Below are 19,944 nucleotides of genomic sequence, written 5' to 3'. Positions count from 1 at the left end.
AGGCTCCGTGGCCTGTTTGAGCTGGTCAAATTAATGGCCAATAGCTATAACTCACACAAAGCTAACGTGATGCCCAAACTCTCTGGCGTTGTGAGTTCTGCCTATGCCGCTGCACGTGATGCGCCCGAAAATACTGGGTTTCATTAGCGAAGAGGTCTCGGCCTGGTTGGTCGCGGTGCTGGTATTGCTGGCCGGCGGCGTGCTTACCGGGCTATTGGCCTGGTCGACCTCCGAGCTGTATCACCAGCAATTGCGCCAGCGTTTTCAATTGCTCGCCAATGAGCGCTACAGCCGTATCGAAGAACGTTTTCAGGACCAGGAGCAACGCCTGGACAGCCTGCGGCGCTTCTTTACCAATTCCGATTTCGTCACCCGCCAGGATTTCGACGGCTATACCAAGGCCTTGCTGCGTCGAACCCAAGCCTATTCCTGGGCCCCATTGATTACCCGTGAGCAACGCCCGCTGCTTGAGCAGACGGTGCGTGAGCAGGGCATTGCCGATTTCACCATCCGTCAGTTGAACGCTGCGGGCCAGTTGGAACTGGCCGATGAGCGCGATCAGTACGTGCCCGTCCTGTACAGCCAGACCCAAAGCCCCCTCGGCTCGCCCTTGGGTTATGACCTGCTGGCCCAACCCTTGCGCCGTGCGACCCTGGAGCGCGCTCGGCGCCTCAATGCCCAGGCGGTATCCCAGCCCTTGCACCTGGTGGGTGTGGACCCAGCCTATGCCTTGGGCGTGCTGTTGGTGGCGCCGGTCAGCGCGCCGGCGGCCGAGGGTCGTCCTGACGAGCCCTATGGCTATGTCCTGGCGGTGATCAGCTTGCGTCAGTTGGTGGCGGATGGTTTGTCCCAGCAGCTCAATGACAACCTCGCAGTGCGCATTCTCGACTTGTCCACCGATGGCCAGCATGAAGTGCTCTATGAATCGAGCAACCAGCCGGTCGACAGCAGCTTGGCGGCCACCCGCCTGCTGCGCCTGGCGGACCGTGATTATCAGGTCGATGTGCAGCCCAGCCAGGCGTTCCTGCAGGCCAATCATTCATCCCTGAGCAGCCTGGTGGTGCTCGGCGGTTTGCTCAGTCTGTTGCTCAGCGCCTTGCTGTACGTGCTGGTCAGCCAGCGCCAGCGCGCCTTGAAACTGGTGGAGCAGCGCACCGAGGAGCTGCGTCTCAGGGAGCTGGAGTTGCGCGGCACCCACGGGCAACTGCGCAGTGTGTTGAATGCCGCCACCCAGGTGGCAATCATCGCCACCGACTTGCGCGGGGTGATCAGCACCTTCAATGCCGGCGCCGAGCAGATGCTGGGCTACAGCGCCGCTGAAGTGCTGGGCCGCCTGACCCTGGAAAGCCTGCACGTGCCCAGGGAGCTGGAGGTGCGGGCCCAAGTGCTGAGTCGGCGCCTGGGCAAGTCGATTCCGCTGTGCCAGGCGATGCTGGTGAGCGAGGGTGAGGAGGGCAACCATCAAACCCTGGAGTGGACCCTGGTGCGGCGTGACGGCAGCCACCTGACGGTGAACATGCTGGCGACCCCGGTGCTGGACGATCAGGGGCTGTGGGTCGGGCACCTGGCAATCTGCATCGACATCACCGAGCGCAAGCGGGTGCACGAAGCCCTGGCGGCTCGGGATCAACTGCTGAAAAAGCTCACGGCCCACGTTCCCGGCGGCATCTACCAGTTCAAGCTCGACGGCGAGGGGCATGCCAGCTTTACCTACGCCAGCGATGGCATCCGCGAGATCTATGAGATCGAACCCGAATTGCTGCAGACCGATGCCAGTGCGGTATTCGAGCGTATTCACCCGGATGACCTGCAACGGGTGCGCGCCTCGATCCAGTTGTCGGCCAAGCTGCTCAGCCCCTGGCGCGAGGAATACCGGGTGCTCTTGCCCCAGCGTGGCCTGCGCTGGATGCGCGGCGCGGCGACTCCGGAACACTTGCCGGGCGGCGGCGCGCTCTGGCACGGCTACATCTCGGACATCTCCGACCTCAAGCGGGTGGAGGAAGAGTTACGGGCCTTGTCGGTGACGGACGCCCTGACCGGGATTCACAACCGGCGCTATTTCCAGGAGCGCCTGCAAGCCGAGATGGCCCGCCTGGAGCGCGGGGGCGGGGAGATGGCGATCATCATGCTCGACATCGACCACTTCAAGCGTATCAACGATCAGCATGGCCACGGCGTCGGCGATCAGGTGCTCAAGGGCGTGTGTGAACGCATCAGCCATCGCCTGCGGCGCACCGATGTGTTCTGTCGCCTGGGCGGTGAGGAGTTCATGGTGCTGTGCCCTGACACCGACGGTCAGCAGGCCTTCAGCCTGGCGCAGGAGCTGTGGCAGGGCCTGCGCAGCTCGCCGATCGACGGCGTGGGCGTGGTCACGGCCAGTTTCGGCATCGCCAGTTGGCGTGAGGGCGAGGGTGCCGACGGGCTGTTGTTGCGGGCTGATTCGGGGGTGTACGCGGCCAAGCTGGCCGGGCGTGATCGGGTCGAGTCGGAGTTGCGCTAGGCACAGGAGGCAGCGTCGGGCGCTGCCTCCTGTGCGCCCGTATTACAGCGCCGAAGCCGTGGCGGCCAGGCGTGGCTGGCGGTACAGGTCCAGTAGCACCTGGTCGAGCACCGAAGAGGCGCCGAACGGTTTCGGGTCATTGAGGATCGCCACCACGGCCCAGGTGTTGCCGTTGCTGTCGCGGCTATAGCCGGCGATGGCGCGTACGGTGTTCAGGGTGCCGGTCTTGACGTGGGCTTCGCCGGACATGGCGGTGCGCTTCAGGCGTTTACGCATGGTGCCGTCCATGCCGGCAATCGGCATTGAGCTGATGAACTCCGCGGAATACGGGCTTCTCCAGGCCGCCTGCAGCAGGCCGGCCATTTCCCGCGCGCTGACCCGCTCGGCACGGGACAGGCCAGAGCCGTTCTCCATCACCAGGTGCGGTGCGGTGATGCCTTTCTTCGCCAGCCATTGGCGGACCACGCGCTGGGCCGCCTTGGCGTCATCGCCATCGGCCTCGTTGCGGTACTTGGCCCCCAGGCTCAGGAACAGCTGCTGGGCCATGGTGTTGTTACTGTATTTGTTGATGTCGCGGATGATTTCCGCGAGGTCGGGGGAGAATGCCCGGGCCAGCACTTTGGCGTCTTTGGGCACTGTGGCCAGGCGATCCTGGCCCTGGATGCTACCGCCCAGCTCGTCCCAGATCGCGCGAACGGCGCCGGCGGTGTAGGTGGCGTGGTCGAGCAGGGACAGGTAGGTCTGGGAGCTGCAACCGTCGCCCAATTGACCGCTGACCGTCACGCTGACGCTGCCATCGGCTTGCGGCACCGGGTTGTAGCGCACATCCCCGGAGCATTGCTTGCCGGGCAGGGCTTTGACCTGGTTGTCGATACGGATCTTGGCGATCGGTGGCTCCACCGAAACCAGCACCCGCCCGGAATCATTGCGCGCCACAAAGCGCAGGGCCTTGAGGTTGACCATCAGCGAGTCAGGCTTGACCAGGAATGGCTTGTTCTCGTCGTTGCCGTCGTCGTTGAACTCCGGCAGTTGCGGTTGCAGGAAGTAGTTGCGGTCCAGCACCAGATCGCCGGTGACTTGGCGCACGCCGTTGGCCCGCAGGTCACGCATCAGCAACCAGAGTTTCTCCATATTCAGCTTCGGGTCGCCGCCACCTTTGAGGTACAGGTTGCCGTTGAGGATGCCGCCGCTGAGGGTGCCATCGGTGTAGAACTCGGTCTTCCACTGATAGGTCGGGCCGAGCATTTCCAGGGCCGCGTAGGTGGTCACCAGCTTCATGGTGGAGGCCGGGTTGACCGACACGTCCGCGTTGAAAATTGTTGGGGTGCCTGGGCCGTTGAGCGGCAACATGACCAGCGACAAGGCGTTGTCTTGCAGCTTGCTGGCCTTCAGGGCTTGTTGGACTTTGGGGGACAGGGTGGTGTTGACGGGGTTCGCAGAAACCGGGAGTGCCAGGGGCAGAAGAAAGCTGGCGAGTAATAGAGGGCGTAAAGATTTGATCATATGAACTAAAACCCTGCAGTCGAGGGGAAAAAAGACGAGGGCATGAAGATAAAATCCCTCAGTGGTCAAGAAAGTGTCGGCATTATGCCCCAAGGTATAGCGGCTTGTGCCTTGCCTGGCGTGGCTAATCCGGTATTTTTTTTGCCAATGGCTAGCGGGCGTCCTCATAGAGTCAGGCAATCGCCCGGCTAAACTGTTAAAGTGCCGCCCGTTATTACTTATGAGGATTGTTCCATGGCCACTAACCGTTCCCGCCGTCTGCGCAAAAAACTCTGCGTAGATGAATTTCAGGAGCTGGGTTTTGAGCTGAACCTGGATTTCAAAGAAGATCTGGCTGAAGAAGCTATTGACGCTTTCCTCGACGCGTTCCTCAAAGAAGCGATGGAAGCCAACGGTCTGGGCTATGTAGGCGGCGATGACTTCGGTCTGGTTTGCCTGAGCAAGCGCGGTTCCGTCAGCGAAGCACAACGTGCCGCTGTTGAAGCCTGGCTCAAAGGCCGCACCGAGCTGACCAGCGTTGAAGTCAGCCCGCTGCTGGACGTTTGGTACCCGGACAACGCGATCAACCCAGTCGCGTGATGTCATGCATAAGCGGCCCGTTCGGGCGCTTATGCGTTGCTGCCCTAGTGCAGCAACATGTCGAAATTTCCCTGTTTGCTGTTTCTGCCGCGGGCTTGTCCGGGGTTTTGCCGTGGGCGTCATTCGCCAATCGCCGGCGAGCCGGCGACTAGGGGTGTCAGGCATTGCGCCAATTTAGAATCATCAGGGTGACCACGCCGGCGACGATGCCCCAGAACGCTGAGCCGATGGAAAACAGCGTCAGCCCCGAGGCCGTGACCATAAAGGTGATCAGCGCCGCTTCGCGTTCCTTCACTTCGCTCATCGCAATGCTCAGGCCGTTGATGATCGAGCCGAACAGCGCCAGCGCGGCAATCGACAGCACCAGTTCCTTGGGCAAGGCGGCGAACAGCGCAGCCAGGGTCGCGCCAAAGACACCGGCAATGCCGTAGAAAATGCCGCACCAGACCGCCGCCGTGTAGCGCTTGTTGCGGTCTTCATGGGCGTGGGGGCCGGTGCAGATGGCGGCGCTGATGGCCGCCAGGTTGATCCCGTGGGAGCCGAACGGCGCCAGCAGCAGCGAGGCGATGCCGGTGGCGGTGATCAACGGCGACGCTGGCACGTTGTAGCCGTCGGCCCGCAGCACGGCGACCCCGGGCATGTTCTGCGAGGTCATGGCCACCACAAACAGCGGAATGCCGATGCTGATGGTCGCCGCCAGGGAGAAGTGCGGCGTGGTCCAGACCGGGGTCGCCACTTCCAGGTGGAAGCCGCTGAAGTCCAGCAGGCCCATCAACCCCGACAGCGCCGTGCCGATCAGCAGCGCCGCCAGCACCGCGTAACGGGGCGACAGGCGCTTGACCAGCAGGTAGGTGAAAAACATCCCCAGTACCAGGCCAGTGCGGTGTTGGGCGGCGACGAAAATCTCACTGCCGATCTTGAACAGGATCCCCGCCAGCAACGCCGCCGCCAGGGATGCCGGGATGCGCTTGACCAGGCGTTCGAAACTTCCGGTGAGCCCGCAAATCGTCACCAGCACGGCGCAGGTGATGTAGGCGCCGATGGCTTCGCCGTAACTCACGCCGGAGAGGCTGGTAATCAACAGCGCCGCGCCCGGGGTCGACCAGGCAATGGTGATGGGGGTGCGGTAACGCAGCGACAGGCCGATGCTGCAGATGGCCATGCCGATCGAAATGGCCCAGATCCACGAAGAAATCTGACCGTTGGTCAGCCCGGCGGACTGGCCGGCCTGGAACATCAGCACCAGCGAACTGGTGTAGCCGGTCATCATGGCAATGAAGCCGGCAACGATGGCGGACGGTGAGGTGTCGGCCAAGGGGCGTAACGGCAAAGGTGTAGCGTCGGACATCGGAGCGGATCCTTGTTCTTGATCAAGCGCCAGCGGGTGGCTAGCCGGTGTTGCGGGGCGGGAAAAGGCGCTGCGGTCTGCCACGGTCTTTCCCGCGCAAGCCTAAACTCAAATGGCGCTGTGCATTGCAATACAGCCAGGGCTCCATGTAGCCGTACAGTCGTTAAATAAGTGCCGGGCCATGCACACTTATTGCGAATGATCCCCAGGGGTTGTGTACAATGTGCCATTGTTTTAACGCGATACTTGCCAGCGACCTACCCGTGCGTATTAAAGTCTCCGTGAATTCGCTGCAGTCCTCCCGACCCGAGTGCCCATGAACGAACAGTTGCAACCTCTCAAGAAACAACCGCGAGCAGGCAAAGCCGGTCGCAGCGGAACCCAGGACGATATTGTCTACGCGCACATCTTTGAGGCCATCCTCGAGCAGCGTCTGGCGCCCGGCACCAAGTTGAGTGAAGAGGCGCTGGGGGAGATATTCGGAGTCAGTCGGACCATCATTCGTCGCGCCTTGTCGCGCCTGGCCCATGAAGGCGTGGTGCTGTTGCGCCCCAATCGTGGCGCTGTGGTTGCCAGCCCGAGTGTCGAGGACGCCCGCCAGGTCTTTCTCGCCCGCCGTCTGGTGGAGCGGGCGATCACCGAGTTGGCCGTCCAGCACGCAACAGCCGAGCAATTGCTCGAATTGCGGCAGATGGTCAATGAGGAGCGCGACAGCTTTTCCCGGGGCGATCGGGGCGCCGGGATTCGCTTGTCCGGGGAGTTCCACTTGAAGCTGGCCGAAGCCGCGAAAAATGCACCCTTGATCAGTTTCCAGCGCAGCCTGGTGTCCCAGACTTCGCTGATCATCGCCCAGTATGAAAGTGGCAACCGTTCCCACTGTTCCTACGACGAGCACACCCAGCTGATCGATGCCATCGAAGCCCGTGACGGCGACCTGGCAGTGACCCTGATGATGCATCACATGGATCACATCGACAGCAAGCTCAACCTCGACGAAGAAAGCGCTTCCGATGACCTGCATGCGGTGTTCTCCCACCTGCTGCAAACCAAGAAGCCGGGTCGTCCTACCCTCAAGCTGTAAGGCCGCGCCGGCGGCGTTTGCTGCCAGTTCTCCCCTTGAACATCCCCCGCCATGGCGTTTGCTGTCGCGGGGGATTGTGTTTTCAGGGGGCTGATAACGTGCCCCGCCCAGGTCGTCAGCCCCCTGAAACCCAGGCCGGCTGGGCTGTTCGGTAGGTTGTATGCATTGGCTTGCGGTTTGGTGCGGTGGATTGTATACAGTTGTCGCTTCCGGGCGCTTGACCACTCACCGGTGCTGCTCTTCAGGGCGCACCACCCTGCAGTGCGCCCTGTGCAAGGAGCGTGCGGCATGTCTAACAGAAAATTACGCATCCATTCTTCGGCCATTCATTACTTCGATATGGTTCAGCGCTGCCATTCCATTCGTGAGGCGGCGCGGCGGTTGAACGTCGCCTCTTCGGCAGTGAACCGGCAGATCCTCAAGATCGAAGACGAAATCGGCTCCTCGCTGTTCGAGCGCTTGCCCGGCGGTTTGCGCTTGACCTTGGCCGGGGAGATTTTCAGCCGCCATGTCAGCCTGGTGCTGCAGGACCTGGAGCGGGTGCGCCTGGAGTTCGATGCCTTGCAGGGGCTCAAGAGCGGGCATGTGGAGATCGCTGCCGTGGAGGGCGCGACGGTGGACCTTTTGCCATCGGTGCTCAAGCGCATGCGCGATCTCTACCCGCACGTGACCATCGGCGTCACGGTGCAGGGGTCGCAGTCGATTCCCGAGGCATTGATCAACAGCCGGGCGGACCTGGGGCTGGCCTTTGCCTTGCCGCGAGCAGTGGAGATTCGCCAGCTCAGCGTCGGTCATTTCTGCCTGGGGGCCCTGGTCAGCCCCGACCACCCGTTGGCGCAGCGAGGCAGTGTCAGCTTCGCCACCTGTGCCGAGCACGGCCTGATCCTGGCCAAGAGCGAGTTGTCGATCCATCACCTGCTGGCGCCGCTGCACCCGCGTTCGAGCCTGGTGGGCAAGCCCCCGTTGCAAAGCAACTCCCTGGAACTGGCCCGGCAAATGGCCCGGCACAACATGGGGGTGGCGTTCCAGACGCGGATCGGTGTGGAGTCCGACCTGGCCCGTGGCGAACTGGTGCACATCCCCTTGAGCGACCGGGGCGGCATCTACAGCGACCTGGGGTTATATGCCCGCAGTGGTCGAGACTTGCCCAGCGCGGTAGCGGCGCTGGCGCACTTGCTGGGTGAGGAAATCACCCTGCGTGAGCGTGCGCAACGAGGCGCCAGCCAGCCTGTGGTGTGAGTGGCTGCGCCCTTTACCCGCTGCCGTTTCGGCAGCGCCCTGGTCGATATTCTGTTCTTTGGGGCCGGTGGCGCTTGTGCCGATACTGCGTCCGGTCGGCAGCCAGCGAAGCTGCCATAAGCCACACCGCCACAGGACATAATAAAAATGAAAAAGGCATTACAAGGCGCAGCCCTGCTGATGACACTCGTGGGCGCAGGGGAGGCGGCCGCCGTGGAATGGATGAGCAACAGCGTGGGCTTCAGGTACGGCAAGGAGTTCACCAACCCGAACAACCCGGAGTTCATCAGCAAGCGCATCTACAGCTTCACCCACGCCAGTGGTTACCAGTACGGCAGCAACTACCTGCACCTCGACGTCCTGCTGTCCGACAGCGACGACCCGCGCAAAGGCACCGACCGTGGCAGCAGCGAAGTGTATGGCGTGTATCGCCATCAACTCTTCGCTTCCCGGGTGTTCGACACGCCCCTGGGCACCGGGCTGGTCAAGGATTACGCCCTGACCCTGGGGTTCGATGCCAGCCGCAACAACAACCTGGGCTCGGCAAAAAAAACGTGCTCTGGTGGTGGGGCCGACCCTGAAGTTCAACACCGTCGGCGTGCTCGACTTGAGCCTGTTGTACTACAAGGAAAGCAACCATTCCGGCATCCCCGGTGCCAAGGACCCCGACCATACCTTCGACGGCAGCTACTTGATCAACCTGGCCTGGATGCGACCGTTCGAGGTGGGCAGCCACGGTGCCAAGTTCCAGGGTTTCATCAACTACACCGGTGAAAAAGGCCACGATTACAACGACCGTGACACCGCCGCCGAAACCCTGGTGCGCACCGCGTTGATGGTTGCCGTGATGCCGGGGAAAAACGTCAAGCCCAACCTCTACCTCGGCGTGGGCTACGAGTATTGGCACAACAAGTTCGGGGTCGATGGCGGGCGAGGCACCCGTACGTCGGCGCCCACGTTGAACATGGAAGTGACCTTCTAGGCACTCGGTAGCGGCCAACGCGTTTAAACCTTGGCCCATAAAAAATCCCCCGCCCCGGGTTATCCACAGGGCGGGGGATTTTTCGTTTCAGGGCCTAGCGCTGGTGCACTTTCACGCCGGCGGCGTAGGTTTGCAGAACGCTGCGGTCGTCGCCCAGGGTCATTAGCACGAACAGGGTCTCGTCGATGCTCTTGGCCTGTTGCAGGCGGTAGCTGAGCAGCGGCGTGGCGTGGTAGTCGAGCACCAGGAAGTCGGCGTCGGTGCCCGGCTGCAGGGTGCCGACCTTGTCTTCCAGGCGCAGTGCCCGGGCGCCGCCGAGGGTGGCCAGGTACAGCGACTTGAACGGGCTCAGGCGCACGCCTTGCAACTGCATGACCTTGTACGCCTCGTTCAGGGTTTGCAGCAGCGAGAAGCTGGTGCCGCCGCCGACATCGGTGCCCAGGCCCACATTGACCTTGTGCTTTTCGGCCATGGGCAGGTTGAACAGGCCGCTGCCCAGGAAGAAGTTCGAGGTGGGGCAAAAGGCGATGGCCGAACCGGTCTCGGCGAGGCGCGCGCACTCGTCGTCACACAGGTGCACACCGTGGGCGAACACCGAGCGCTCGCCCAGCAGTTGGTAGTGGTCGTACACGTCCAGGTAGCCCTTGCGCTCCGGGAACAGCTCCTTGACCCATTCCACTTCCTGGAGGTTCTCGCTGATGTGGGTCTGCATGTACAGGTCGGGGTATTCCCCCAGCAACTGGCCGGCCAGGGTCAGTTGCTCCGGGGTGCTGGTGGGGGCGAAGCGTGGGGTCACGGCGTAATGCAGGCGGCCCTTGCCGTGCCAGCGTTCAATCAGCGCCTTGCTGTCGCGGTAGCTGGTTTCAGCGGTGTCGGTCAGGTAGTCCGGAGCGTTGCGATCCATCATCACCTTGCCGGCGATCATGCGCAGGTCGAGCTTCTCGGCGGCTTCGAAGAAGGCGTTGACCGACTGCGGGTGCACGCTGCCGAACACCAGGGCGGTGGTGGTGCCATTGCGCAGCAGTTCCTTGATGAAGATGTCTGCCACCTGCTCGGCGTGTGCCGAGTCGGCGAACTGGCTTTCGCAGGGGAAGGTGTAAGTGTTGAGCCAATCCAGCAATTGCTCGCCGTAGGCGCCGACCATGCCGGTTTGCGGCAGGTGGATATGGGTGTCGATAAAGCCCGGGGTAATCAGTGCGTCCGGGTAGTGGGTGATGTCGATGTCTGCCGGCAGGCTGGCCAGCAGTTCGCTGGCGTGGCCGAGGGCGCTGATCCGGCCGTTTTCGACCACCAGCAAGCCGTCCTCGAAATACTCATAGGAGGCGTCGATGCCCACCTCGGCGGGGTCGGCGATGCTGTGCAGAATGGCGGCGCGGTAGGCTTTGCGAGTCAAAGGCATGGGGTGTTCTCAGAGGGTGGCTTGGCTGCGGCGCGACACTGGCAGCAGCTTGGCAATGGGTTCGGCGCGGGTGCTGTTTTGGCCGAAATGGGCGTTGTAGGTGGCGATGATTTCGCCAGCGATGGAGATGGCGATTTCCACAGGCAGCTTGCCTTTGACCTCGCTCAGACCCATCGGGCAGCGCATGCGTTGCAAGGTGGCGCTGTCGAAGCCGCGATCGCGCAGGCGGTGTTCGAACTTCACCCGTTTGGTCTTGGAACCGATCAGGCCGAAGTAGGCGAAGTCGTTGCGCTTGAGGATCGCCGCGGTGAGTTCCAGGTCCAGTTGGTGATTGTGGGTCATGACGATGCAGTAGCTGCCGGGGGGCAAGTCGTCGATTTCATCCAGCGGGTCTTCGCTGACCCGCTTGCTGACGCCGTGGGGTATCTGCTCGGGGAACTCCTGCTCCCGCGAGTCGATCCAGCGCACCCGGCAGGGCAGGCTGGCCAGCAGCGGCACCAGGGCGCGGCCGACATGGCCGGCGCCGAACACGGCGATTTGCGCCTGTACCTGGCCCATGGGTTCGAACAGCAGCACCGTGGCCCCGCCGCAGCACTGGCCGAGGCTGGCGCCCAGGCTGAAGCGCTCCAGGTGAGTGTCTTGCCGGCCACTGGCGAGCATCTCGCGGGCCAGTTGCATGGCTTTGTATTCCAGGTGGCCGCCGCCGATGGTGTCGAAGGCCTGGGTGGCGCTGATGACCATCTTCGAGCCGGCGTTGCGTGGCGTGGAGCCCAGCTCTTCGATGATGGTCACCAATACGCAGGGTTCACCGCGGGTCTGCAGGTCGGCGAGGGCACTGATCCAGTTGTACATGTTCACCTCGGGATCTTGGGTGTTGATGACGGCCTGTTCGCCGGCAAGCCGGCTCCTACAGGTAGGAGCCGGCGATAGCCGTTACAGCGAAGCCAGCTCGACTTGCGTATCTGCAACCTTGGCCACCTGCAGGCGGCGCATCTGCTCACAGCCCCACAACACCCGTTCCGGTGTCGCCGGTGCATCGATCTGTGGTTGATGTCGGTAGTCGCCCAGGCTGGCCACCGCGTCCTTGATCGCACACCAGGCGGCGATGCCGAGCATAAAGGGCGGCTCACCCACGGCCTTGGAATGGAACACCGTGTCTTCCGGGTTCTTGCGGTTTTCCACCAGCTTGACGCGCAGGTCCAGGGGCATGTCCGCCACGGCCGGGATTTTGTAGCTGGCCGGACCGTTGGTCATCAGCTTGCCCTTGGCGTTCCACACCAGCTCTTCGGTGGTCAGCCAGCCCATGCCCTGGATAAACCCGCCCTCTACCTGGCCGATGTCGATGGCCGGGTTCAGCGAGGCGCCGACGTCATGCAGGATGTCGGTGCGGAGCATTTTGTATTCGCCGGTCAGGGTGTCGACGACGACCTCGGCACAGGCTGCGCCGTAGGCGAAGTAGTAGAACGGCCGACCACGGGCCTGGGAGCGGTCGTAGTAGATTTTCGGGGTTTTGTAGAAGCCGGTGCTGGACAGCGACACCTGGGCGAAATACGCCTGCTGGATCAGCGCCTCGAAGGTCAGGATCTGCTCGCGCACCCGCACATGGCCGTTGTGGAATTCGACGTCTGCCTCGCTGACGTCGTATTTGCGCGCGGCAAATTCCACCAGGCGCTGCTTGATGATTTCGGCAGCATTCTGCGCGGCCTTGCCGTTCAGGTCGGCACCGCTGGACGCCGCCGTAGGCGAGGTGTTGGGCACCTTGTCGGTGTTGGTGGCGGTGATCTGCACCCGCTCGATATCCACCTGGAACACCTCGGCCACCACCTGCGCGACCTTGACGTTCAGGCCCTGGCCCATCTCGGTGCCGCCGTGGTTCAGGTGGATGCTGCCGTCGGTGTAGATGTGGATCAGCGCCCCGGCCTGGTTGAGGAAGCTGGCGGTGAAGGAAATCCCGAACTTGACCGGCGTCAGCGCCAGGCCCTTTTTCAGGATCGGGCTGTGGGCGTTGTACAGGCGGATCGCCTCTCGGCGTTCGGCGTACTGGCTGCTGGCCTCCAGCTCGGCGGTCATTTCCTCGAGCATGTTGTGCTCCACCGTCTGGTAGTAGTGGGTAACGTTGCGCTCGGTCTTGCCGTAGTAGTTGGCCTTGCGCACCGCCAGTGGGTCGAGGTGCAGATGCCGGGCGATGGCGTCCATGACTTCCTCGATGGCGACCATGCCCTGGGGCCCGCCGAAGCCGCGATAGGCGGTGTTGGATGCGGTGTTGGTCTTGCAGCGATGGCCGTTGATGGTGGCGTCGCCCAGGTAGTAGGCGTTGTCGGCGTGAAACATCGCCCGGTCGACGATGGAGGCCGACAGGTCCGGCGAGCACCCACAGTTGCCGGCCAGTTCCAGCTGGATCCCGTGCAGGCGCCCGTTGCTGTCGAAGCCCACGTCGTACTCGATGTAGAAGGGGTGGCGCTTGCCGGTCATCAGCATGTCTTCGACCCGCGGCAGGCGCATTTTGGTCGGTTGGCCGGTGAGGCGGGCAATCACCGCGCACAGGCAGGCCGGGCTGGCGGCCTGGGTTTCCTTGCCGCCGAAACCGCCGCCCATGCGCCGCATGTCGACCACGATTTTGTTCATCGACACGTCCAGCACTTCCGCCACCAGCTTCTGCACTTCGGTGGGGTTCTGGGTCGAGCAGTAGACGATCATGCCCCCGTCTTCGGTGGGCATCACCGAGGAGATCTGCGTCTCCAGGTAGAAGTGCTCCTGGCCGCCGATGTGCAGCGTGCCCTGGAGGCGGTGTGCAGCGTTGGCCAGGGCGTTGGTGGAGTCGCCGCGCTGGTGGGTGTGGCTGTCGAGCACGAAGTGGCGCTTGCGCAGCGCTTCGACCACATCCAGCACGGGCTCCAGGTCTTCGTATTCGATGACCGCGGCCATGGCGGCCTGGCGTGCGGTGTCCAGGTCCCTGGCGGCGACGGCCAGCACCGGTTGGCCGACGAACTGCACCGTGTCGATGGCCAGCAGCGGGTCGCCGGGCAACAGCGGGCCGATGTCCTTCAGGCCGGGAATGTCCTCGTGGGTGATGACGATACGCACACCGTCGAAGGCGTAGCAGGGCGCGGTGTCGATGCTGAGGATTTTCGCGTGGGCCCGGTCCGACAAGCGCGCATACACGTGCAACTGGTTGGGGAATTCCAGGCGGTCATCGATGTACACCGCTTCGCCGGACACGTGTTTGTCGGCGCTGTCGTGCTTGACGCTGCGGCCCACGCCGGTGGTCAGGTCCTGGTGAAACAGCGCGGTCAGCTCGGCCTGGGTCTTTTCGACCTTGTGATGATTAGACATAAGCGGTCACCCGGGTCTCGATGTGCGGAGTCTGCAGTTCGATGAAGTATTTGCGCAGCAGGTTCTGGGCGCTGAGCAGGCGGTATTCCTTGCTGGCGCGGAAGTCCGACAGCGGTGTGAAGTCCTCGGCCAGGGCGGCACAGGCGCGCTCCACCGTGGCGTGGTTCCAGGGCGCGCCACGCAGCACGGCTTCGCAGGCCTGGGCACGTTTGGGGGTGGCCGCCATGCCGCCGAACGCCACCCGGGCATCGGCGATCACGCCGTCTTCGAGGCGCAGGTTAAAGGCCGCGCAGACCGCCGAAATATCATCATCCAGGCGCTTGGACACTTTGTAGGCGCGGAACAGCTGCTCGGCGCTGGCCCGGGGCACGATGATCTTCTCGATAAACTCGCTGTCTTGGCGCGCGGTCACCCGGTAGTCGATGAAATAGTCTTCCAGGGCCAGGGTGCGGCGGGTCTCGCCCTTGCACAAGACGATCTGCGCGCCGAGGGCGATCAGCAGGGGCGGCGAGTCACCGATGGGGGACGCGTTGCCGATATTGCCGCCCAGGGTGCCCTGGTTGCGGATTTGCAGCGAGGCAAAGCGTTGCAGCAGTTCGCCGAAGTCCGGGTACTCGGCCTTGAGGGCTTCGTAGCAGTCGGACAGGGCCGTGGCGGCGCCGATTTCCAGGCGGTCGTCAAAGCGTTCGACGCGCTTCATTTCTTCGATATTGCCGACGTAGATCATCACCGGCAGGGTGCGGTGGAACTGGGTGACTTCCAGGGCCAGGTCGGTGCCGCCGGCCAGCAGGCGGGCTTGGGGATAGGCGTCATACAGGTCGGCCAAGTCGGCCACGGTCAGCGGCACCAGGCAGCGCTTGTCGCCGCTGTTGAGCTCGCCGGTATCCTTGGGCGCGATGGCTTTGAGGCGGGCGATGGTCTGGGCTTCGCGGGCGTCGAACTGGTCCGGTTGCCGGCCGCAGCAGGCCTGCTCGGCGGCGTCGAGAATCGGCCGGTAGCCCGTACAACGGCAGAGGTTGCCGGCCAGGGCCTCGTGGGCTTTGTGGCGGTCCGGGGCCTCGCTGTTTTTCTGCAGGGCGAACAGCGACATGACAAAGCCCGGGGTGCAGAAGCCGCACTGCGAGCCGTGGCACTCCACCATGGCCTGCTGCACGCTGTGCAGTTGGCCCTGGTGCTTGAGGTCTTCGACACTGATCAGTTGCTTGCCATGCAAGGCCGAGACAAAGGTCAGGCATGAGTTGAGGCTGCGGTAGCGGATGTGCTCGGCGCCGTCGGCGTCCGTTTGCAGTTCGCCCACCACCACGGTGCAGGCGCCACAGTCACCGCTGGCGCAGCCTTCTTTGGTGCCGGATTTTCCCAAGTGCTCGCGCAGGTAATTGAGCACGGTCAGGTTGGGGTCCAGGGCGTGCTCGCTACGGAGTTCCTGGTTGAGTAAAAACTGGATCACGGAAGGCCTCGCAGACTCATTATTGTTGTTAACCGACTGGGGCCGAATTTAGTCAGGTCTGACTTTTCGGTCAATTGTTTTCTGACCCAAAGGTCAGGAAATTTGATTTTGTCGGTCAACGGTTCCATGCAAAGAGTATTGACCCTCTCGGGATGGAATGTTTTTGCTTATTCCATGCCAATTTACGCGCTTCGGGCACTCCGCCATCAGGTATCAATTGCGCTACACTGCGCCGCTTGTGTTGATCGAAGATTTTCAAGGAAAACCATGACGTTCAAGGCGCCGGACAGTCTCGCCGAGCAAATTGCCCACCACCTCGCCGAACGTATCATTCGTGGCGATCTCAAGCCCGGGGAGCGCATCCAGGAACAGAAGGTCACCCTGGCACTCAATGTCAGCCGCGGCTCGGTGCGTGAAGCCTTGCTGATCCTCGAGCGCCGCCATCTGATCGCCATCCTGCCGCGCCGTGGCGCCCACGTGACCGAACTCACCGAGCACAAGGTGCGCAGCCTGTGCGCGCTGATGAGCGAGCTGTACATCCTGCTGGGCAATTCGGTGGCCAGCGGCTGGGTGCAGCAGGCGGACATGACGCCGTTCCTGCAGATCCAGCAGCGCCTGATCGCGGCCTACGAGCGCCAGGATATCCGGGGGTTCGTTGAAGACAGCTTCAACGTCATGCGCGCCGCCTATCCTTTCGCCAACAACCCTTATCTGCAGGAAACCGTCGAGAACCTGCAGCCGGCCATGAGCCGTGCCTATTACCTGGCACTGGAGCAGCGCAAGGCGTCGATGAGCGAGTACCTGGCGTTGTTCGAACAGCTGCTGGCCGCGGTGATGGCCCGTGATTTGCCGCAGATCCGCCAGGTGCTCACGGCCTACGCCCAGCGCAGCTGCGACCTGGTGGTGTCTGCGTTGACGGGCGCCTAAACGTGCGGCTCAAGTGCATCAAGCTGGCGGGGTTCAAGTCCTTCGTCGACCCGACTACGGTGAACTTCCCCAGTAACATGGCGGCGGTGGTCGGGCCCAATGGTTGCGGCAAGTCGAACATCATCGACGCCGTCCGTTGGGTGATGGGCGAGAGCTCGGCCAAGAATTTGCGCGGCGAGTCGATGACCGACGTCATCTTCAATGGCTCCACCAGCCGCAAGCCGGTGAGCCAGGCCAGCATCGAGCTGGTGTTCGACAACTCCGACGGTACCCTGATCGGCGAGTACGCGGCCTACGCGGAAATCTCCATCCGCCGCAAGGTCACCCGCGACAGCCAGAACAGCTACTTCCTCAACGGCACCAAGTGCCGGCGTCGCGACATTACCGATATTTTCCTCGGCACCGGCCTGGGGCCGCGCAGCTACTCGATCATCGAGCAGGGCATGATCTCCAAGCTGATCGAAGCCAAGCCCGAGGACCTGCGCAACTTTATCGAGGAAGCCGCGGGCATCTCCAAGTACAAGGAGCGCCGCCGCGAAACCGAGAACCGTATTCGCCGCACCCATGAAAACCTGGCGCGCCTGACTGACCTGCGTGAAGAGCTGGAACGTCAGCTCGAGCGCCTGCATCGCCAGGCCCAGGCCGCCGAGAAGTACCAGGAATACAAGGGCGAGGAGCGTCAGCTCAAGGCCCAACTGTCGGCGCTGCGCTGGCAGGCGTTGAATGAACAGGTGGGGCAGCGCGAGTCGATCATCGGCAACCAGGAAGTCAGTTTCGAAGCCCTGGTGGCCGAGCAGCGCAACGCCGATGCCGCCATCGAACGCTTTCGTGACGGGCACCATGAACTGTCCGAACGCTTCAATCTGGTGCAGGGGCGCTTCTATTCGGTGGGCGGTGATATCGCCCGGGTCGAACAGAGCATCCAGCACGGCCAGCAGCGTTTGCGCCAGTTGCAGGACGACCTGCGCGAAGCCGAGCGCGCGCGCCAGGAAACCGAATCCCACCTGGGCCATGACCGTACCTTGCTGGCGACCCTGGGCGAAGAGCTGGAAATGCTCGAGCCGGAACAGGAAGTCACCAGCGCCGCAGCCGAAGAAGCCGCAGCCGCCCTGGAAGAAGCCGAAACCACCATGCACGGCTGGCAGGAGCAGTGGGACAGTTTCAACCTCAGCTCTGCCGAGCCGCAGCGCCAGGCCCAGGTACAGCAATCGCGCATCCAGCAACTGGAAGGCAGCATGGAGCGCCTGGCCGAACGCCAGCGACGTCTCGCCGAGGAGCGTGACCTACTGTCCGCCGACCCGGAAGATGCGGCGATCCTCGAACTCAATGAAGAACTGGCCGCCAGCGAGGTGACCCTGGAAGACCTGCAAGCCAGTGAAGAAGCCCAGGTCGAGCGGCTGGAACAGCTGCGTCAGGAACTGCAGCGGGCCACCCAGGCCCAGCAGCAGGCCCAGGGCGAACTGCAACGCCTCAACGGTCGCTTGGCCTCCCTTGAAGCGTTGCAGCAGGCGGCGCTCGATCCGGGCACCGGCACTGCCCAATGGTTGAAGGACCAGCAGTTGTCCGAGCGCCCGCGCCTGGCCGATGGCATGCAGGTCGAAGCCGGCTGGGAGCTGGCGGTGGAAACCGTGCTCGGTGCCGATCTGCAAGCGGTGCTGGTGGATGACTTTGCCGGGATCGACCTGGCCGGTTTCGAGCAGGGCGATCTGCGCTTGCTGACGCTGGCCGGGGAGGGCGCGCGCATCCCCGGTAGCCTGCTGGACAAGGTCGATGCGCCGGTGGACCTGGCGCCCTGGCTGGGCCAGGTCAAACCGGTGGACAGTTTGGAACAGGCCCTGGCCTTGCGCGGGCAACTGGCGGCGGGCGAGAGCCTGATCAGCCGTGATGGCTTCTGGGTCGGCCGGCACTTTTTGCGAGTGCGCCGCGCCAGTGAAGCGGAAAGCGGCGTGCTGGCCCGTGGTCAGGAAATCCAGCAACTGGGCCTGGAGCGCGATGAGCGCGAAGCCAGCGTCGAAGCCCTGGAAAGCCAATTGCAAAACCTGCGGGCGCAGCAGCGCCAGCAGGAAAATGGCCGCGAACATTTGCGCCGCCTGCTGCAGGACGAAGCCCGTCAGCAGGGTGAATTGAAGGCCAAGCTGTCCGCCGGCAAGGCCAAGGCTGAGCAACTGAGTTTGCGTCGTACCCGCCTGGATGAAGAACTCACCGAGTTGGGCGAACAGCGGGCCCTGGAACACGAACAAATAGGCGAGGCTCGGCTGCAGTTGCAGGAAGCCTTGGACAGCATGGCCCTGGACACCGAGCAGCGCGAACTGCTACTGGCCCAGCGCGACAGCCTGCGCGAGCGCCTGGACCGGGTGCGCCAGGAAGCCCGGCAACACAAGGATCACGCCCATCAACTGGCGGTGCGTTTGGGTTCGCTCAAAGCCCAGCACGACTCCACGCGCCAGGCCCTGGAACGCCTTGAACTGCAATCCGAACGCCTGACCGAGAAGCGCGAGCAGCTCAGCCTCAACCTGGAAGAGGGCGAAGCGCCCCTGGAAGAGCTGCGCCTTAAGCTGGAAGAACTGCTGGAAAAGCGCATGACGGTGGACGTCGAGCTCAAGACCGCGCAAATCGCCCTGGAAGACGCCGACCGCGAACTGCGCGACGCCGAGAAGCGCCGCAATCAGGCCGAGCAGCAGTCGCAACTGATCCGTGGCCAGCTCGAACAGCAGCGCATGGAATGGCAAGCCCTGAGCGTGCGTCGCAAGACCTTGCAGGACCAGTTGCTGGAAGACGGCTATGACCTTGAAGGCGTGCTTGCGACCCTGACCGCCGAGGCCAATGAAAAGGCCGCCGAGGAAGAACTGGAACGCATCGCTGCACGCATCCAGCGCCTGGGCGCGATCAACCTGGCGGCCATCGACGAGTATCAGCAGCAGTCCGAGCGCAAGCGCTACCTGGATGCGCAGAACGCTGACCTGGTGGAAGCCCTGGAGACCCTGGAAAACGTTATCCGCAAGATCGACAAGGAAACCCGTAATCGTTTCAAAGATACCTTTGATCAGATTAACGGCGGTTTGCAGGCGCTCTTTCCAAAAGTTTTCGGTGGTGGCAGCGCTTATTTGGAACTGACGGGCGAAGATTTACTCGATACAGGGGTAACAATCATGGCGCGTCCTCCAGGCAAGAAGAACAGCACCATTCATTTGCTCTCGGGTGGTGAAAAGGCCCTGACCGCATTGGCCCTGGTATTTGCCATCTTCAAATTGAACCCGGCGCCGTTCTGTATGCTCGACGAAGTTGACGCGCCGCTGGATGACGCTAACGTTGGACGTTATGCCCGACTGGTCAAAGAAATGTCGCAAACGGTGCAGTTCATCTATATCACCCACAACAAGATCGCCATGGAAATGGCCGATCAGTTGATGGGGGTCACGATGCACGAGCCCGGTTGTTCGCGCCTTGTAGCAGTGGATGTCGAGGAGGCGATGGCGATGGTGGACGCTTGAGTCCAAAGGGCCGGGGGAGCGAGGGGACGGTCAGCCTGGAGTTTTTACCCGCCCGGATTGCTGGCCAATCGACATATTGGCCTTAACCGTTGTGACAGACGGTGTAAAGTTGCCT

Annotated in this window: 12 protein-coding genes and 1 pseudogene; 7 read left to right on the top strand and 6 right to left on the bottom strand. The window is 62.8% G+C overall.

Going from position 1 to position 19,944, the window contains the following annotated elements; genetic code table 11:
- The first annotated feature begins 103 nt into the window (after nucleotides 1–103).
- Nucleotides 104–2,500 (top strand): sensor domain-containing diguanylate cyclase, encoded by a 2,397-nt coding sequence (locus tag M1B34_RS14410; protein WP_268265489.1) that lies wholly within the window; start codon nucleotides 104–106, stop codon nucleotides 2,498–2,500.
- A 42-nt stretch (nucleotides 2,501–2,542) separates the two neighbouring features.
- Here the strand turns inward: M1B34_RS14410 and dacB are convergent, their stop codons facing one another.
- A complete protein-coding gene (gene dacB, locus M1B34_RS14405; RefSeq protein WP_123330560.1) occupies nucleotides 2,543–4,003 on the bottom strand; it encodes a D-alanyl-D-alanine carboxypeptidase/D-alanyl-D-alanine endopeptidase in 1,461 nt (486 codons plus the stop codon).
- A 234-nt stretch (nucleotides 4,004–4,237) separates the two neighbouring features.
- On the opposite strand from dacB, the gene M1B34_RS14400 reads away from it, so the two are divergent.
- Entirely contained in the window at nucleotides 4,238–4,582 is a 345-nt protein-coding gene (locus M1B34_RS14400; protein WP_102863834.1) for a YggL family protein, read from the top strand.
- 157 nt (nucleotides 4,583–4,739) lie between these two features.
- Here M1B34_RS14400 and M1B34_RS14395 read toward each other — a convergent pair whose 3' ends face one another.
- Nucleotides 4,740–5,930 (bottom strand): benzoate/H(+) symporter BenE family transporter, encoded by a 1,191-nt coding sequence (locus tag M1B34_RS14395; protein ID WP_268263069.1) that lies wholly within the window; start codon nucleotides 5,928–5,930, stop codon nucleotides 4,740–4,742.
- 316 nt (nucleotides 5,931–6,246) lie between these two features.
- On the opposite strand from M1B34_RS14395, the gene M1B34_RS14390 reads away from it, so the two are divergent.
- The 3 genes and pseudogenes from M1B34_RS14390 (at nucleotide 6,247) to M1B34_RS14380 (ending at nucleotide 9,232) form a co-directional block, all read left to right on the top strand.
- The gene (locus M1B34_RS14390; RefSeq protein WP_268265488.1) at nucleotides 6,247–7,011 is read left to right on the top strand and encodes a GntR family transcriptional regulator; all 765 of its coding nucleotides are present in this window, start codon (nucleotides 6,247–6,249) and stop codon (nucleotides 7,009–7,011) included.
- 288 nt (nucleotides 7,012–7,299) lie between these two features.
- The gene (locus M1B34_RS14385; RefSeq protein ID WP_123330566.1) at nucleotides 7,300–8,250 is read left to right on the top strand and encodes a LysR family transcriptional regulator; all 951 of its coding nucleotides are present in this window, start codon (nucleotides 7,300–7,302) and stop codon (nucleotides 8,248–8,250) included.
- A 147-nt stretch (nucleotides 8,251–8,397) separates the two neighbouring features.
- Nucleotides 8,398–9,232, top strand: a pseudogene (locus M1B34_RS14380) (nucleoside-binding protein).
- 94 nt (nucleotides 9,233–9,326) lie between these two features.
- Here M1B34_RS14380 and guaD read toward each other — a convergent pair.
- From guaD to xdhA, 4 genes are all read right to left on the bottom strand, one after another.
- Nucleotides 9,327–10,631 carry a guanine deaminase gene (gene guaD, locus M1B34_RS14375; RefSeq protein WP_123330570.1) on the bottom strand — a complete coding sequence of 435 codons (1,305 nt, stop codon included), beginning with the start codon at nucleotides 10,629–10,631 and terminating at the stop codon, nucleotides 9,327–9,329.
- A gap of 9 nt (nucleotides 10,632–10,640) precedes the next feature.
- Nucleotides 10,641–11,483 carry a xanthine dehydrogenase accessory protein XdhC gene (gene xdhC, locus M1B34_RS14370; RefSeq protein ID WP_268263072.1) on the bottom strand — a complete coding sequence of 281 codons (843 nt, stop codon included), beginning with the start codon at nucleotides 11,481–11,483 and terminating at the stop codon, nucleotides 10,641–10,643.
- A gap of 81 nt (nucleotides 11,484–11,564) precedes the next feature.
- Nucleotides 11,565–13,964, bottom strand: a complete 2,400-nt coding sequence (xdhB, locus tag M1B34_RS14365) for a xanthine dehydrogenase molybdopterin binding subunit (RefSeq protein ID WP_123330574.1) — start codon at nucleotides 13,962–13,964, stop codon at nucleotides 11,565–11,567.
- Nucleotides 13,957–15,411 (bottom strand): xanthine dehydrogenase small subunit, encoded by a 1,455-nt coding sequence (gene xdhA / locus M1B34_RS14360; RefSeq protein ID WP_123330576.1) that lies wholly within the window; start codon nucleotides 15,409–15,411, stop codon nucleotides 13,957–13,959. The genes xdhB and xdhA overlap by 8 nt, the downstream gene beginning before the upstream one ends.
- 267 nt (nucleotides 15,412–15,678) lie before the next feature.
- On the opposite strand from xdhA, the gene M1B34_RS14355 reads away from it, so the two are divergent.
- Nucleotides 15,679–16,338, top strand: a complete 660-nt coding sequence (locus M1B34_RS14355; protein WP_268265487.1) for a GntR family transcriptional regulator — start codon at nucleotides 15,679–15,681, stop codon at nucleotides 16,336–16,338.
- Between the two features lie 2 nt (nucleotides 16,339–16,340).
- Entirely contained in the window at nucleotides 16,341–19,829 is a 3,489-nt protein-coding gene (smc, locus tag M1B34_RS14350) for a chromosome segregation protein SMC (RefSeq protein WP_268265486.1), read from the top strand.
- Nucleotides 19,830–19,944 lie beyond the last annotated feature (115 nt).

It is taken from the genome of Pseudomonas morbosilactucae (genome assembly GCF_023241715.1).
Lineage (GTDB): Bacteria > Pseudomonadota > Gammaproteobacteria > Pseudomonadales > Pseudomonadaceae > Aquipseudomonas > Aquipseudomonas morbosilactucae.
This window is presented reverse-complemented; position numbering and strand designations above follow the sequence as displayed.

Bases quoted from the DNA above. Each gene is read 5' to 3' on its own strand.
- xdhC (WP_268263072.1), bottom strand. From the start codon at position 11,483: ATGTACAACTGGATCAGTGCCCTCGCCGACCTGCAGACCCGCGGTGAA.
- M1B34_RS14395 (WP_268263069.1), bottom strand. From the start codon at position 5,930: ATGTCCGACGCTACACCTTTGCCGTTACGCCCCTTGGCCGACACCTCA.
- M1B34_RS14355 (WP_268265487.1), top strand. From the start codon at position 15,679: ATGACGTTCAAGGCGCCGGACAGTCTCGCCGAGCAAATTGCCCACCAC.
- M1B34_RS14390 (WP_268265488.1), top strand. From the start codon at position 6,247: ATGAACGAACAGTTGCAACCTCTCAAGAAACAACCGCGAGCAGGCAAA.
- xdhB (WP_123330574.1), bottom strand. From the start codon at position 13,964: ATGTCTAATCATCACAAGGTCGAAAAGACCCAGGCCGAGCTGACCGCG.
- dacB (WP_123330560.1), bottom strand. From the start codon at position 4,003: ATGATCAAATCTTTACGCCCTCTATTACTCGCCAGCTTTCTTCTGCCC.
- M1B34_RS14400 (WP_102863834.1), top strand. From the start codon at position 4,238: ATGGCCACTAACCGTTCCCGCCGTCTGCGCAAAAAACTCTGCGTAGAT.
- M1B34_RS14385 (WP_123330566.1), top strand. From the start codon at position 7,300: ATGTCTAACAGAAAATTACGCATCCATTCTTCGGCCATTCATTACTTC.
- guaD (WP_123330570.1), bottom strand. From the start codon at position 10,631: ATGCCTTTGACTCGCAAAGCCTACCGCGCCGCCATTCTGCACAGCATC.
- M1B34_RS14410 (WP_268265489.1), top strand. From the start codon at position 104: ATGCCGCTGCACGTGATGCGCCCGAAAATACTGGGTTTCATTAGCGAA.